Origin of the sequence: Streptomyces sp. NPDC001513, from assembly GCF_042894695.1 — a bacterium.
Classification (GTDB): Bacteria; Actinomycetota; Actinomycetes; order Streptomycetales; family Streptomycetaceae; genus Streptomyces.
In genome coordinates this window covers 87,839-102,317 of sequence record NZ_JBIAVU010000012.1, presented here as the reverse complement: position 1 = coordinate 102,317, position 14,479 = coordinate 87,839, and the positions used below count along the sequence as shown (strand labels likewise).

Below are 14,479 nucleotides of genomic sequence, written 5' to 3'. Positions count from 1 at the left end.
CTCCCCCTGAACTAGACGTGCCTGCATACGAGTCGGTCAACGGAGGTTCGCCCGCACCAGGAGGTAGACCAGGAAGGGCCCGCCGATCGCGGCGGTGATCACGCCGACCGGCAGGGTGATCGGCAGGGCCGTACGCGCGATCAGGTCGGCGCCGGTCAGCAGCAGGGCCCCGACGATGCCGGAGGCCACCATCGGCGGTGTCGGGCACCTCAGCAGACGCATGGCCACCTGCGGCGCGACCAGGGCGACGAACGGGACCGGGCCCGCCGCGCTCACCGCCACGCCCGCCAGCAGGACCGCGCACAGCAGCAGGACCGCCCGGACGGCCGAGTACCGCACGCCGAGGCCCGCGGCCACCTCGTCGCCGAGGTGCATCGGTTTGAACTGGAACGCGGCGCACGCCACGACGACCATCAGGACGAGCGTGCACCAGAGCGCCACCCGGATGTCGTCCCACGAGCGGTTGTCCAGGGAGCCGATCAGCCAGGCCTGGGCCCGGGCCACGTCCCTGATGTCGGCCTGGACCAGCAGCCAGGTCGTGACGGCCTCCATCACGGCGCTCACCGAGATGCCGATGAGGATGAGCCGGAAGCCGTCGATCCCGCGCCGCCAGGCCAGGAAGTACACGAGGAGGCCCGTACCGAGACCGCCCGCGAGCGCCGCACCGGACAGACCGACGGAGCTGACGACCGCCGCGGCGGTCCCGCCCGAGACCGTCACCAGGAACACCGCGACCGCACCGGCGCCCCCGGTGATCCCCAGGATGTCGGGGCTGGCCAGCGGATTGCGCGCGATCGACTGGGTGATCGCCCCGGACACCCCCAGCGCGATGCCCACGACGCACCCGGCCAGGGCCCGCGGCATCCGCAGGTCCATGATCACGAACTCGTCGACCTGCTCGCCCCGCCCGAGGATCGTGGCGATCACCTGGGGCAGACCGATGGGGAACTCCCCCACGCCGATGGACAGGCAGAACACCAGGAACGTCGCCGCCGCCAGCAGCAGCGTGACGCAGACCATCCAGGGCCGCCATACGAACGACACCCGGCCGAGCCGGACGCCCGGCGCCACCGACGCCTTCGCGACCTCCACCGCTTCCACTTCCACGTCCGCCCCGTTCACGCGCTCTTGAACTTTCCGCGCCACACCAGGACCGCGAAGAACGGGGCACCGAGCAGGGCCACCACGACACCGGCGTCCAGCTCGCCCGGCCGCACCAGCAGCCGCCCCGCGATGTCGCAGACCAGGAGGACGATGGCGCCGAGCAGGCCCGCGTACGGCACCAGCCAGCGGTAGTCCGGACCGGTCAGGTACCGGGCCACGTGGGCCACCATGAGGCCGAGGAAGGCGACGGGCCCGCAGGCCGCCGTCGCCGCCCCCGCCAGCAGGGTGATGGCGGCGATGCCGACGGCCCGGGTCAGCGCGATGTTGACGCCGAGCCCGCGCGCCACGTCGTCGCCGAGGTTGAGCAGGTTGACGGCGGGCAGGGTGGTCAGGGCCAGCACCAGCCCGACGGCGATGAACGCGGTCACCGGCCAGATGACGTCGAATCCGACGCCGGCCACCGAGCCCGCGTACCAGAAGCGCAGCGCGTTCAGCGAGGCCTTGTCCGACAGGGCGACCGCGGTGGTCATGGCGGCCAGGAAGACGGTGATCCCCTGCCCGGCCAGGGCCAGCGTCAGCGGATTGCCAGCCCCCCGGCCGATGCTCGCCAGCCCGAACACGACGACACCGGCGACCGCCGCCCCCAGGAAGGCGAACCAGACGTACTGGAACGGGTCGGCGAAGCCGAACACGGCGATCACCGTCACCACGGCGAAGGAGGCGCCCGCATTCACCCCGAGCAGACCCGTGTCGGCGATCGGGTTGCGCGTGTACCCCTGGATCAGCGCCCCGCCGACTCCCAGGGCCACCCCTGCCACGACCGCGAGGACCGTCCGGGGCACGCGTACGGTCTGCACGATGAGTCTGATCTCGGTGAGCCGCCGGTCCGGGTCCGGCGCCGCCGTCAGCCCCTGCCACACATCGGCCGGGCTCAGCGCGCGGGCACCGACGGCCAACGACACCACCACGGCGGCCAGGAGGATCAACAGAAGCGTCAGCGAGCCCACAACGCGGCGCCTGCGGGCCTCCGTTGCACCCTTGGGCGCGGGACGCTCCACTGTAGTCGTGCCCATGTCGCTGTACGTTATCCCTTCGCTCCACCGGCGAAACATCGTCGGTGGCACGCGCCACCAGGCGTCACGTGTACGGACCGGACCGGTCCAAGTATCGGCTATCGGGCCGTGCTGCCCGTCCCGTCGGCCACCGTCCGGACCTCGTCGGGATCGGACTTGAGGCCCCGGTCGAGGAGCGAGTCCAGGATCTCGCCGACCCTGACGCTGGTGTTGGACAACAGGGACGAGGTGATGCCGTGCGTGTGCTCCGTGCCGCCCTGCACGTAGATGCCGCAGCGCAGTGCGGGGTCGGTCGCGATGCGGTAGTCGCGTTCGACGCGCACGCGTCCCTCCTCGTCGCGCAGGCAGCGGTCGGCGACCTCGCCGAGGAGGCCGAGCGGGTCGGCGGGGCGGTAGCCGGTGGCGAAGACGACCACGTCCGCCTCCAGGGGTGTCTCCTCGCCGGTGACCAGGGACTGCACGGTGGCGTGGACCTTGGCCGGCGTCTCCGTGACGCCGGTGAGCCGGGAGACGTTGAGGAAGCGCAGGCGCTCGGTGCCGAGGACCTTCTCCTGGTACATCTGCCGGTACAGGTCGTCGATCAGATCGATGTCCACCACCGAGTAGTTGGTGTTGCGGTGGTAGTCCATCAGCTTGCGCTTGACGTTCTCGGGCGCGGTGAAGAACTCGCCGACCGCTTCCGGGTCGAAGATCCGGTTGGCGAAGCCGCTGTCGTCGGCGGGGCTGTACCCGTACCGGGAGAAGACGGCGCAGACCTCGGCTTCGGGGAAGCGGCGGTGCAGATAGGCGACGTTCTCGGCGGCGCTCTGTCCCGCACCCACGACGACGAACCGGGAGGGGGCGGCGCCGCCCAGCCCCTCGACCTTCGTCAGGAGGTCGGAGTTGTGCCAGATGCGGTCCGTGCGCTCCACGCCTTCCGGCATGAGGGGGCGTAAACCGGTGCCGATGACGAGGTTGCGGGCCCGGTGGAGCGCGAGTCCCTCCGCCGAGCGGACCGTCACGTCGAGGTGGTCCACCACTCCGTCGCGGACGACCGGCGTGACCCCGACGACCTCGTGGCCGTACGACACCATGTCGTCGACCTTGGCCGCGGACCATTCCAGGTAGTCGTGGAACTCCACCCGCAGCGGGAAGAGGTTCTTGTGGTTGATGAAGTCGATCAGCCGTCCCTTGCTCTTCAGGTAGCACAGGAAGCTGAACTCGCTGGCCGGGTTCCGGAGCGTCACCAGGTCCTTCAGGAAGGACACCTGCATGGTCGCGTCGTCGATGAGCATGCCCCGGTGCCAGCCGAAGCGCGGCTGCTGTTCGAAGAAGTGAGTGGTGATCACTTCTTCCCTGCCGACGCGTGCGTTGTGCTCGCCGACCGCGATCGCCATGGCCACGTTGGACGGCCCGAAGCCGATTCCTATGAGGTCGTGGATCAGCGGGGGGTCGCCAGGACGAGCCTGAGCCATGTCACTCCCATCGTGCGAGGGCAGCCGCCGGACCCGAGGGGCAGGTGGCCTGGTCGAGCATCGGGAAGGCGGGAAAACCGGGCACGCCGACGGAGACGCGACCGAAACTTAGGTAAGGCTAAGCTGATCCCCATGGAGCTGTCGATAGACAAATCGGGCGGCCGGGAAGCTGAGTGATCGTCAATTTACGGCACTGCGGGCACCGTTGCAGACTTAGGCAAGCCTTGCTTTACTCGGCAGGGACCAACCCCTGTCCCTGAGGAGGAACCCCATGCGGGTCGTCATGTTCGGTTACCAGACCTGGGGGCACCGCACCCTGCAAGCCCTCCTGGACTCCGAGCACGACGTGGTGCTGGTGGTGACGCATCCGAAGAGCGAGCACGCCTACGAGAAGATCTGGAGCGACTCCGTCGCCGACCTCGCCGAAGAGCACGGGGTCCCGGTGCTGCTCCGCAACCGGCCGGACGACGAGGAGCTGTTCCAGCGCCTCAAGGAGGCCGATCCGGACATCATCGTCGCCAACAACTGGCGTACGTGGCTGCCCCCGCGGGTCTTCGGACTCCCCCGCCACGGCACGCTGAACGTGCACGACTCACTGCTGCCGAAGTACGCCGGCTTCTCGCCCCTGATCTGGGCGCTGATCAACGGCGAGACCGAAGTGGGCGTCACCGCGCACATGATGAACGACGAACTCGACGCCGGGGACATCGTGCGGCAGGAGTCGGTCCCGGTGGGGCCGACGGACACCGCCACCGACCTCTTCCACCGGACCGTCGACCTCATCGCCCCGGTCACCGTCGGCGCCCTCGACCTCATCGCCTCCGGGCGGACGGAGTTCACCAAGCAGGACCGGACCCGGGCGAGCTTCTTCCACAAGCGGTCCCTCGAGGACAGCCGCATCGACTGGACCTGGCCCGCGGAGGACCTCGACCGGCTGGTCCGCGCCCAGTCCGAGCCGTATCCCAGCGCCTACACCTTCCACAAGGGCAGGCGGCTGGAGGTGCTGTCCGCCTGTGTGTCCGAGGGGCTGTACGGGGGCACGCCCGGCCGGATCTTCTACCGCGAGGGCGAGGGCGTGGTGATCGTCGCGGGCGCCGACGCCCGGACCGGCCGCAACCACGGGCTGGCCATCACCCGCGTACGGACCGAGGACGGCCGGGAGCTGCCCGCGGCCGAGTACTTCACCGCCATGGGCGGATACCTGACCGGCCGGCCCTGACCAACACGCCCTGACCGGCCGGCCCGTCTCGGCTAGCGACGGCTGCGTACGAGCAGGTACAGGAAGTACGGCGTGCCGATCACGGCGGTCATCAGGCCGGCCCCGAGCTGGGCCGGTGCGATGACCGTCCGGCCCACCAGGTCGGCGGTGCAGACGAGGACGGCGCCGAGCAGCACCGCGACGGGGACCACCCTCGCGTGCTGCCGGCCCACCAGGGCGCGGGCGGCGTGCGGTGCGACGAGACCGACGAAGCCGATGGTGCCGGCGGCGGCCACCGCGGTGGCGCTGAGGAGGACGCTGAGGGTGAGGAAGCCGAGGCGTCCTCGTCCGAGGTTCATGCCGAGCAGCCGCGGGGTGTCCTCGTCGAGCGATACGAGGTCGAGTTCGGTGCGGCGTACGACCGCGACGGCCACCCCGACGGCGAGGACGGCCGCGAGGGGCACCACGTCGGGCAGGGTCCGCCCGTAGGTGGAGCCCGACAGCCAGGTCAGCGCCTTCGTCGCGTTGAACGGGTCGGTCAGGATGATGAGCAGACTGACCAGGGCGGCTGTCGCGGTGGCGATGCCGAACCCGACGAGGACCAGCCGGTTCTGCCGGAACCCGCCGCGCGCGGCCAGCCCGAAGACCAGGACGGAGGCGACCGAGGCACCGGCGAACGCCGCGCCGGCCACGCTCCACGATCCGGCCAGGGGGACCGTCGTCACGAGGAGGACGGCGCCCAGCGCGGCGCCGCCGGACACGCCCAGGACGCCCGGTTCGGCGAGGGGGTTGCGGGTCACGGCCTGGACCAGCGTGCCGGCCAGGGCAAGTGCGGCGCCTGCGAGGAGCGCGGCGAGGACCCGGGGCACGCGGGAGTCGAGGACGAAGGTGACGGTCCGGCCGGCCCGCCCCTGGGCCCAGTTCACCACGTCGCCCAGCAGCAGTTTGCTGTCGCCGACCAGCACGGCGGCGATGATCAGGCCGATGAGGACGGCCACCAGGACGGCCGTCGTGGTGAGGAAGACGCTCCGGCTCCTGATGCGCAGGCGATCGGAGGGAATCGCTCCGGCCGTGTCCCGGATCCGGATGGCCATGACGATCAGGAACACGGCGCCGACGAGGCTGGTGACGACGCCGGTCGGCACGGCGACCGCCACGTCCGCCGGGACGACGGCCCGCAGCAGCACGTCCGAGCCGAGCACCAGCGCCGCGCCGGTGAGTCCGGCGACGGGCAGGCTCGTACGCGTCCGGGCGAACGCGCGGAACCTTCGGGTGAGCGGGCGGACGAGGGCGGGGGCGCACAGCCCGACGAAGCCGATGGGCCCGGCGAGGGCGACGGCCGCCGTGGAGAGCAGGGCGGCCAGCACCACGGCGGTGACCCGCGTGGACCGCACGGGGACGCCGAGGCCGCGCGCGGCGTCGTCGCCGAGGGCCAGGGTGTCGATCCGGCGGGCGAGGAGCAGCAGCCCGACGAGACCGGCGATGCCTACGGGGGCCATCTGCAGGACGGCGTCGAACCCGTTCTGGGCGATGCTGCCCTGGTTCCACTGGAAGATGCCCTCGGTCTCCTGGGGGAACAGCAGGAGCAGGCCTTCGGTGACGGCGGTGAGACCGAGGGTCAGGGCGCTTCCGGCGAGGACGAGCCGGACGGTACCGGCGCCCAGGCCGGACAGGGCGAGGACGACGGCCGCCGCGGCGAGACCGCCGGCGAAGGCGATGCCGGAGGAGAGCAGCAGCGGGAGCGAGAAGCCGCAGACGGTGGTGAGGCCGAGGGCGAGGTAGGAGCCGGCGTTGACGGCGAGGGTGTCGGGCGAGGCGAGGACGTTGCGGCTGACGGCCTGCAGGGCGGCGCCCGCCATGCCGAGGAGGGCTCCGACGAGCAGCCCCGCGGCCATCCGCGGCAGCCGGGAGGCCACGACGACGGAGGCGTCGGCCGGGTCGGCCCGGCCGGTGAGCGCCTTCCACACTTCGGGCGCGCCGACGGCGGCGGTGCCCTGCGTGATGTCCACGGCCGCGAGGCAGGCGACGAGGAGGACCAGTGCGGCCGCCACCGCGGCCGCGCCCGTCCGGGACGTGACCGCCGACGGAGGGACGGCGGAGGTGGTTGCGGTGACGGCCATGGTGTTGCTTCTCTACTTCTTCTTCAGCGCGGAGACGACCGCGTCGACGTACTTGCCCATCGATTCGGTCGCGCCGAACATCCAGATGCCGTCGGGCAGCCGGTGCACGTTGCCCTTCTGCACGAACGGCAGCGAGGTCCACACCTTGTCCTGGGCCAGGACGCCGGCGAAGGGGTTGCTGTCCTTGTCGCCGTCGTTGCCGATGTAGGCGAACTGCACGTCGCCGAGCTTGGTGAGGCCCTCGACGTCGGTGGTGGCCAGGCCGTACGCCTCGTCGCCCTGGACCGTCCAGGCGTTCTTCAGGCCGAGCTTCTCGTTGACCCCGCCGATGAGCGAGCCGCTGGTGTAGGGCCTGATGGAAGTCTGGCCGGAGATGACGTACCCGTCGGCGAAGGCGAACTGCGCTCCGGCGTGACCGGCGTCGGCGAGGCTCTTCTTGCCCTCGTCGAGCTTCGCCTGGAACTGCTGCTTGAGCGTGCCGGCCTTCTCGGTCGTGCCGGTGGCCTGGGCGATGAGGTCGAGGTTCTTCGTCATCTGCCCGATCGGGTCGGCGGCGTCGCCGGGGCGCACCTCCAGGACCGGGACGACCTTGCGCAGCTGCTGGAGGGCGGCCGGCGGCAGGTCGGAGGTGGCGATGACGAGGTCAGGCTTGAGGGCCGCGATGGTGTCCATGCTCGGCTCGCCGCGCGTGCCGATGTCCTTGGGCTCGTTCTTCAGCGGAACGGCGGTGTTCCAGGTCTTGTAACCCTTGACGTCCGCGACGCCGACCGGGTCGACACCCAGCGATACCAGGCTCTCGACGACGTTCCACTCGGTCCCCACGACCTTCTTGGCGGGGCCGTCGAGCTCCACCTTCGCGCCGGAGGCGTCGGTGAGGGTGATGCGCTCGGTGGTGGTCTTCTTCGCGGCGTCGTCGGCGGCGGGCTCGGTGGTCCCGCAGGCGGTCAGGGTGACGGCCGCGACGGTGGCGGCCGCCGCGGTGAGGAGGAGGCGTCTCATGAGGTGGTACTGAGCCTTTCGCTTCGCGAGTGGTGCCGGCCGATGGCGCGGGTGCGCAGCCGGCCGGTGAGTGGGTCGGGGTCGACCTCGATGCGGATGCCGTAGGTGTCGGTCAGCCGCTGCGGCGTGAGGACGTCCGCGGGGTCGCCGTCGGCGATGACGCGTCCCGCGTGGAGCAGGACGATGCGGTCGGCCACGGCGGCGGCCTGGTCGAGGTCGTGCAGGACGGCGCCCACGGCGATGCCGTGGTCGTCCGCCAGGTCCCGTATGAGGTCGAGGAGTTCGACCTGGTAGCGCAGGTCGAGGTAGGTCGTGGGTTCGTCGAGCAGGAGCACGCCGGTCTCCTGGGCGAGGCAGCCGGCCAGCCAGACGCGCTGGAGCTGTCCGCCGGACAGGTGCTCGGCGCCGCGTCCGGCGAGTTCCGTGACGCCCGTCAGGGCGAGCGCGCGGTCCACCGCGGCCCGGCCGCCGGGGTCGTCCCGGCCCCAGCGGCCGCGGTAGGGGTAGCGGCCGAAGTCGACGAGGTCGCGTACGGTCAGTCCGCTCGGCGTGGGGCGGCCCTGGGTGAGCAGGGCGACCCGGCGCGAGAACTCGCGGGGGCCCAGGGCCAGTCCGTCGGTGTCGCCGTCGAGGACGAGGGTGCCCGTCCTCAGCCGCTGGAGCCGCGCGATCGTGCGCAGCAGCGTGGATTTGCCACTGCCGTTCGGCCCGACCAGGACGGTCACCTGGCCGGGTCGCAGCGTCATCGAGGCGTCGTGTACGACGTCCACGCCGTCGTACGCCACGGTGACGTCCGTGGCGGACAGTTCATGGCCGCGGGGACGCATCGCCGCGGCGGTCTCTTCAGCTACCTGCACGTCGGTGAGGGTAGCCTAACCTTATGAAATGACAAAAGAGCTCCGGGATCCCTCCGCAAGAGCGGAACCGGCCAAGCTCGCGGCCCGGTGCCCGGGCGCGACTCAGCCCTCGCGCACCTCGTTCACGCTGCCGTGCGGGGTGCGGGCGGTGGGAAGGGTGAGGCGGGTGCCGGGATCCGCGGCCGGGAGGGCGATGGGCCGGGCACCGTCGTGGTCGCGCGTGACGTCCGCGAGCGGACGGGTGTGTTCGGCCGCGCGGGCCATCCACTGCCAGATCCGGAACGGCGTGTCGGGAGTCGCCGGCGCCGGCTCGGTGCCGCTGATCCACGTCGTGAGGGTGAACCGGTGATCGGCGAACTGCCCGCTGGGGCAGGTGGACGGGACCACCTCGTGGAAGGCGCTGGCCGGGAAGAACACGATGGTGTCGTGCTCGGGTTCGATGGTGCGGTAGGTCTCCGCCGGCTGCGGCCCGCTCTCGTGGAACTGGGTGTCGTACAACCGGAGTTGACCGCCTTCGAAACCGCGGGGCCGGCGGTGGAGGTAGTACACCGCCGACACCGCCGTGCTGACGTCACGGACCCGTGAGGCGTCGGTGTGGATGCCGTAGTGGCCCCCTTCGCCGTGCGCCGTCAGGACCGTCAGGGTCTGCGTCAGCGCGGCCTGGTGACCGAGGACCTCCTGGACGAGCGGCAGGCAGTCGGCGAGGTGCCGGCTGAAGACGGAGCTGGTCACGGGGAGGACGAGGGAGCTGCGGCCTTTGTGGGAGACCTGGCCCGACAGGGGGTCCAGGACCGTTCCCGCGTTGAAGTCGGGCTGCCGGGAGATCGCGTACGCCAGCAGGCCGGCGGCGCGCTCCGCGCCCAGGAAGTTCTCGAAGCGGCAGACCGGGGCCGGTATGACGGGGGTCGTGGACCAACGGTCGGAGGGAGGCAAGTCCCGGGTGCTGATTTCCGTCGGCGTGGCCGGTTCCTTCGCGTATCCACTCATGGCCCGGAACCGTAAGCGGAGTGACCCGTGCCGTCGAAGGAGCACATGGGGGCGCACAGGAGTACGCCGCCCCCCGCTCCCATGTGCTGACCCGCGTCCGGCGGGTGGTTGACTGCGTGGCATGGATTCCGCGCGCGTGTTCCCGGCAGGTGGCGAGCCCGGCCCGACGGAGTGGAAGGCGCCCCCTTTCGATCCCGAACTCGGTGCCGCGCTGGCGGCCTTGGGGAACGCGGCGCTGGAGCCGTTCACCCCGGAGAACCTCGCCGCCCGGCAGGAGCAGGACGTCGCGGCCCGGCCCCGGCCGACCCTGCGGGAGCTCCGGGCCGACGGCCTCTTCGAGGTGGACGAGCTGCGGGTGCCGGGAGCACCGGGCGAGCCGGACGTCACGCTCGTGAGCGCACGGCCCGCCCGGACCGCCGGCCCGCTGCCGGTGCTGTACTACATGCACGGCGGCGGCATGGTCATGGGCAATGCCCGTTCGGTCGTCCCGCAGTTGCTGCGCGAATGGGCCCTCCCGCTGGAGCTGGCCGTCGTCTCCGTCGAGTACCGGCTGGCACCGCACACGCGGTACCCGGGACCGGTGGAGGACTGCTACGCCGGACTCGTCTGGGTGTCTCGCCACGCGGCCGAACTGGGCGTCGACCCGGACCGCATCGTCATCGGCGGGAAGAGCGCCGGCGGCGGCCTCGCCGCGGCGCTCGCCCTGCTCACCCGTGACCGGGGCGGGCCCGCACCGATCGGGCAACTGCTGCTGTGCCCGATGCTCGACGACCGCAACGACACCTTCTCCGGCCGGCAGATGGCCGGCCTCGGCATCTGGGACCGGACCTCCAACGCCACCGGGTGGCAGGCACTGCTGGGCGAGCGGTACGGGGCCGCGGACCTGCCGCCGTACGCGGCCCCCGCCCGCGCCACGGACCTGTCCGGGCTGCCCCCCGCCTACATCGACGTCGGGTCGGCCGAGACCTTCCGGGACGAGGACGTGGCCTACGCGAACGCACTCTGGCAGGCGGGCGGCCAGGCCGAACTGCACGTGTGGCCGGGGGCCTTCCACGGCTTCGACGGCTTCGCACCCCAGGCGGCCCTCAGCCGGGACGCCCGCCAGGCCCGCTCCGCCTGGCTCCGGCGCCTCCTCGCCCGGTCCGGTGCGGGCGCCGGGCCCGCTGAGCGCTGAGCGCTGAGCCCTGAGCGCGGCTCGACGGCGGGCCCGGGCGCGGGGTCACCGGTCCGCCGTCGCCGCCGGGATGTCGACGCGGGCGGCCCTGCGGGCCGGCCAGAGCGAGGCGGCCAGCGCTCCCGCCAGGGCGACGAGCACACCGAGGGCGAGGCGTCCCCAGGGCAGGACCAGCGCGTAGCCCGCGACGTTCTCCTGGAGGGTGCGGCCGAGCGCCCAGCCGAGGAAGACCCCCAAAGCCGTGCCGAGCGTCGCGCCGAGCCCGCCGAGGACCAGGGCCTCCAGGCGGATCATCCGGCTCACACCGGCCCGGTCCACACCGAGGGCGCGCAGGGTGCCGATCTCCTTGCGGCGTTCGAGGACGGACATCGCGAGGGTGTTGGCGATGCCGAGGGCGGCGATCGCGAGGGCCATGCTCAGCAGGGCGTAGAAGACGTTGAGCTGGTCACCGATGGACCCGCTGTCCTGGGCTCGGATGCCCTCCTGGTCGAGGACGGCCAGGGCGGGGTTGTCCCCGAGGGCGTGGGTGATACTGCCCAGCGCGGAGCGACTGGGCCCGCCGTCCAGGGCGACGAGGATCCCGGTGGTGTGCGGGGTGGGGTCGTGGTGGGCGACGAGGGAGTCGGGTGCGGTGATGCCGGGCAGCAGGTTGCTCTGCTCGTCCGCCCGGTAGACGGCGCCGATGGTGACGCTGTCCGGCCGGCCGTCCCGCCGCTGCAGGGGCAGGGTCTGGCCGACGTGCCAGCCGGCCGCCCTGGCCTTGAAGTCGGCCACGGCGATCTGGCCCTGGGCGAGGCGGTCGAGGGAGCCCTCGACCACGTCGTACCGCAGCAGCCGGCCGATGGTGGCGGGATCGACGCCGGTCAGGACGGAGGGGGCGCCGGCCAGCCGGTACTCGGTGGACTGGTTGAGCGGGCTGACCGCGGCGCCGGGCAGCTTCCTCAGGGCCGCCGCGGTCTCGGCCGTCATCCGCATGCCGCCCTCGGCGGGCTTCACCAGGTAGTCGGCGGTGAAGTCGTGGGTGGTCGCCCGGTCCAGGTACCGGGCGGCGGAGGCCCCGAGGACGGACAGTCCCGAGGCGAGGGTGAGGGCGATGGCGAGCGCGGCGGCCGTGGCCCCCGTACGGCGCGGGTCGCGCACGGTGTTGCGGGCGGCGAGGTCGCCGTACACCGGGTGGAGGCGGGTCAGCAGCGGCCGGACCAGGGCGACGAACGGCCGGGCCAGCAGCGGGATGAGGACGATCGTGCCGGTCAGGGTGAGGGCCGCGCCGAGGCCGATCACGGTCCGCGCGTCACGCCCCGCGCCGAGCGCCCCGTACGCCGCGGCGGCGAGGCCGGTGACCAGCAGCGCGGCGCCGAGGCCGGTGCGCAGGGAGCCGGTGCGCGCCGGCGCCGTCGGCTCGGCCGCGCTGAGCGCGGCGACCGGCGGGATGGCCATGGCCCGGCGGATCGGCAGCCATGCGGCGACCATGGGCAGGGCGGTGCCGACCAGCAGGGACGCGATCACGGTGCCCGGGGTGAGGACCAGCGGGCCGGCCGGGGTGTCGGCCGGGGCGAACACGGCCTGGAGCAGGGCGGCGGTCCCGGTGCCGGCGGCGAGGCCGGCCGCCGAGGCGATCGCGCCGACGAGGAGGGTCTCGGTCAGCAGGATGCGGCGCACCTGCGTGCGCGAGGCCCCGACGGCCCGCATCAGGGCCAGCTCCCGGGTGCGCCGGGCGACGAGCATGGTGAAGGTGTTGGAGATGAGGAAGGTGGCGACGAACAGGGCGACCGCGGCGAAACCCAGCAGGATCTGACTCATGGTGTCGCTGTCGTTGGTGGCGAGGTTGGCCTGGATCCGGGCGAGCTGGGCCCCGGTGGCCGCGCCGGCGCTCTGGGGCAGCACCGATTCGATCCGGCCGAGGAGTTGCTGCACGTCGGCGCCGGGTGCGGCCGTGACGTCCACGTTCCGGTAGATCCCGGACCGGAGGAAGAGACGCTGCGCGGTGGCGTCGTCGAACAGCGTCAGGCTGCCGCCGGCGGGCAGCGTGGTCCCGTCGGTACGGAAGATCCCCTTCAGGGTGTAGGAGGCGGCGCCCTGCTGTGTGCCGACGCGTACGGTGTCGCCCACGCGGAAGCCGCCGTGCGCGGCGGTGGTCTCGTCGAGGGCGATCGTGTCGCCGCCGGCCGGGCCGGACCCCTGGGTGAAGCGGTAGGCGGGGTCGGTGCCGGCCGCTCCCGGGGCGAAGTTGCCCGCCTTGTGGGAGGGGCCGTGACCGAGGAGCCGGCCGTCCCGGTCGGCGACGGCCGCGAACCCGGTGACGCGGCCCGTGGCGAGGGCGACGCCCGGGACCTTGGCCAGGGCCTGCACGGTGCCGGCGTCGATGCCCGGCGGGCCGTCGTCCTGGTGCGGGGAGCCCTTCGAGCCCTCGGAGTCCTGGGGGAAGACGCTGACGGCGATGCGTTCGTAGCCGTCGGTCGCCCGGGCGGAGGCGGCCCGGTGGAGGCTGTCGCCGTAGACGAGGCTGCCGGAGACGAAAGTGACGCCGAGCATGACCGCGAACGCGGTCATCAGCAGGCGGGCCTTGTGCGCGAACACGTTGCGCAGGGCGGTACGGAACATGGGGATGCGGATCCTGGGGAGACGGGCTCGGCCGGTGCGAGCGGGCGGGCAGGCGGGTGCGTGGGCGGCTGGTGCGGTGCTCGTGCCGGTGCGGGTGCGGGTGCCGGTGCCGGGTGCGGGAAGGGGTCAGCTGGTGCGCGAGCGGGTGTCGAATTCCTTCATCCGGTCCAGCACCCGGTCCGGGGTGGGACGGCTCATCTCGTCGACCAGGCGACCGTCGGAGAGGAAGACCACGCGGTCGGCATAGCCGGCCGCGACGGGGTCGTGGGTGACCATGACCACGGTCTGGCCCAGTTCGCGCACCGAGTCGCGCAGGAAGCCGAGGACTTCGGCCCCGGAGCGGGAGTCGAGATTGCCGGTGGGTTCGTCGCCGAAGACGATCGAGGGGCGGGACACCAGGGCGCGGGCCACCGCGACGCGCTGCTGCTGCCCGCCGGACAGCTGTCCGGGCCGGTGGTCGAGCCGCTGGGCCAGGCCGACCATGGAGACCACGCGGTCCAGCCACTGCCGGTCGGGCCGGCGGCCCGCGATGCTCAGCGGCAGGGTGATGTTCTCCAGCGCGGTCAGCGTCGGCAGCAGGTTGAAGGCCTGGAAGACGAAGCCGATCCGGTCGCGGCGCAGCCGGGTGAGCTGCTGGTCGTCGAGGGTGCCCAGTTCGGTGGTGCCGATGCGGACGGAGCCGGAGCTGAAGGAGTCGAGCCCGGCGGCGCAGTGCATCAGCGTGGACTTGCCGCAGCCGGAGGGGCCCATGATCGCGGTGAACTCGCCCTCCCCGAAGGCGATGCTGACCCGGTCCAGGGCGACGACGCGGGTGTCGCCGCTGCCGTAGACCTTCGACAGGTCGGTGGTGGCGGCCGCGGCCCCGGCCGATGTGTGCGGCGGGTGCGGGGCAAAGGCGTCGGCGGTCACGGA

Annotated in this window: 11 protein-coding genes; 2 read left to right on the top strand and 9 right to left on the bottom strand. The window is 72.4% G+C overall.

Going from position 1 to position 14,479, the window contains the following annotated elements; translation table 11 throughout:
- Positions 1-36: 36 nt before the first annotated feature.
- The 3 genes from ACFYZ4_RS26190 to ACFYZ4_RS26180 all read right to left on the bottom strand — a co-directional run bounded on the left by ACFYZ4_RS26190 (position 37) and on the right by ACFYZ4_RS26180 (position 3,631).
- Positions 37-1,146, bottom strand: coding sequence for a FecCD family ABC transporter permease (locus ACFYZ4_RS26190; RefSeq protein ID WP_390784958.1), 1,110 nt, complete (start codon positions 1,144-1,146; stop codon positions 37-39).
- The gene (locus ACFYZ4_RS26185) at positions 1,119-2,177 is read right to left on the bottom strand and encodes a FecCD family ABC transporter permease (RefSeq protein ID WP_384343377.1); all 1,059 of its coding nucleotides are present in this window, start codon (positions 2,175-2,177) and stop codon (positions 1,119-1,121) included. Before ACFYZ4_RS26185 ends, ACFYZ4_RS26190 begins: the two co-directional genes overlap by 28 nt.
- 98 nt (positions 2,178-2,275) lie before the next feature.
- Positions 2,276-3,631, bottom strand: a complete 1,356-nt coding sequence (locus tag ACFYZ4_RS26180; RefSeq protein ID WP_351296355.1) for a lysine N(6)-hydroxylase/L-ornithine N(5)-oxygenase family protein — start codon at positions 3,629-3,631, stop codon at positions 2,276-2,278.
- Between the two features lie 271 nt (positions 3,632-3,902).
- On the opposite strand from ACFYZ4_RS26180, the gene ACFYZ4_RS26175 reads away from it, so the two are divergent.
- A complete protein-coding gene (locus ACFYZ4_RS26175; RefSeq protein ID WP_390784957.1) occupies positions 3,903-4,850 on the top strand; it encodes a methionyl-tRNA formyltransferase in 948 nt (315 codons plus the stop codon).
- A gap of 32 nt (positions 4,851-4,882) precedes the next feature.
- On the opposite strand, the gene ACFYZ4_RS26170 is transcribed toward ACFYZ4_RS26175, so the two are convergent.
- From ACFYZ4_RS26170 to ACFYZ4_RS26155, 4 genes are all read right to left on the bottom strand, one after another.
- Complete coding sequence (locus tag ACFYZ4_RS26170) at positions 4,883-6,949, bottom strand: iron ABC transporter permease (protein WP_390784956.1); 2,067 nt, start codon at positions 6,947-6,949, stop codon at positions 4,883-4,885.
- A 12-nt stretch (positions 6,950-6,961) separates the two neighbouring features.
- A complete protein-coding gene (locus ACFYZ4_RS26165) occupies positions 6,962-7,948 on the bottom strand; it encodes an iron-siderophore ABC transporter substrate-binding protein (protein WP_390784955.1) in 987 nt (328 codons plus the stop codon).
- Entirely contained in the window at positions 7,945-8,805 is an 861-nt protein-coding gene (locus ACFYZ4_RS26160) for an ABC transporter ATP-binding protein (RefSeq protein ID WP_390784954.1), read from the bottom strand. The genes ACFYZ4_RS26165 and ACFYZ4_RS26160 overlap by 4 nt, the downstream gene beginning before the upstream one ends.
- Before the next feature lie 102 nt (positions 8,806-8,907).
- Positions 8,908-9,792, bottom strand: coding sequence for a 2OG-Fe(II) oxygenase (locus ACFYZ4_RS26155; RefSeq protein WP_390784953.1), 885 nt, complete (start codon positions 9,790-9,792; stop codon positions 8,908-8,910).
- A 121-nt stretch (positions 9,793-9,913) separates the two neighbouring features.
- Between ACFYZ4_RS26155 and ACFYZ4_RS26150 the strand changes: the two genes are divergently transcribed.
- On the top strand, positions 9,914-10,966 hold the full coding sequence (locus ACFYZ4_RS26150; protein WP_390784952.1) for an alpha/beta hydrolase: 1,053 nt from the start codon (positions 9,914-9,916) through the stop codon (positions 10,964-10,966).
- Between the two features lie 45 nt (positions 10,967-11,011).
- Here the strand turns inward: ACFYZ4_RS26150 and ACFYZ4_RS26145 are convergent, their stop codons facing one another.
- Both ACFYZ4_RS26145 and ACFYZ4_RS26140 read right to left on the bottom strand, forming a co-directional pair.
- Positions 11,012-13,567, bottom strand: a complete 2,556-nt coding sequence (locus ACFYZ4_RS26145) for an FtsX-like permease family protein (RefSeq protein WP_390784951.1) — start codon at positions 13,565-13,567, stop codon at positions 11,012-11,014.
- Positions 13,568-13,693: 126 nt separating this feature from the next.
- Entirely contained in the window at positions 13,694-14,476 is a 783-nt protein-coding gene (locus ACFYZ4_RS26140; protein WP_390784950.1) for an ABC transporter ATP-binding protein, read from the bottom strand.
- Positions 14,477-14,479 lie beyond the last annotated feature (3 nt).

Coding starts and splice junctions, on each gene's coding strand:
- ACFYZ4_RS26150 (WP_390784952.1), top strand. CDS start 9,914: ATGGATTCCGCGCGCGTGTTCCCGGCAGGTGGCGAGCCCGGCCCGACG.
- ACFYZ4_RS26180 (WP_351296355.1), bottom strand. CDS start 3,631: ATGGCTCAGGCTCGTCCTGGCGACCCCCCGCTGATCCACGACCTCATA.
- ACFYZ4_RS26165 (WP_390784955.1), bottom strand. CDS start 7,948: ATGAGACGCCTCCTCCTCACCGCGGCGGCCGCCACCGTCGCGGCCGTC.
- ACFYZ4_RS26145 (WP_390784951.1), bottom strand. CDS start 13,567: ATGTTCCGTACCGCCCTGCGCAACGTGTTCGCGCACAAGGCCCGCCTG.
- ACFYZ4_RS26155 (WP_390784953.1), bottom strand. CDS start 9,792: ATGAGTGGATACGCGAAGGAACCGGCCACGCCGACGGAAATCAGCACC.
- ACFYZ4_RS26185 (WP_384343377.1), bottom strand. CDS start 2,177: ATGGGCACGACTACAGTGGAGCGTCCCGCGCCCAAGGGTGCAACGGAG.
- ACFYZ4_RS26170 (WP_390784956.1), bottom strand. CDS start 6,949: ATGGCCGTCACCGCAACCACCTCCGCCGTCCCTCCGTCGGCGGTCACG.
- ACFYZ4_RS26175 (WP_390784957.1), top strand. CDS start 3,903: ATGCGGGTCGTCATGTTCGGTTACCAGACCTGGGGGCACCGCACCCTG.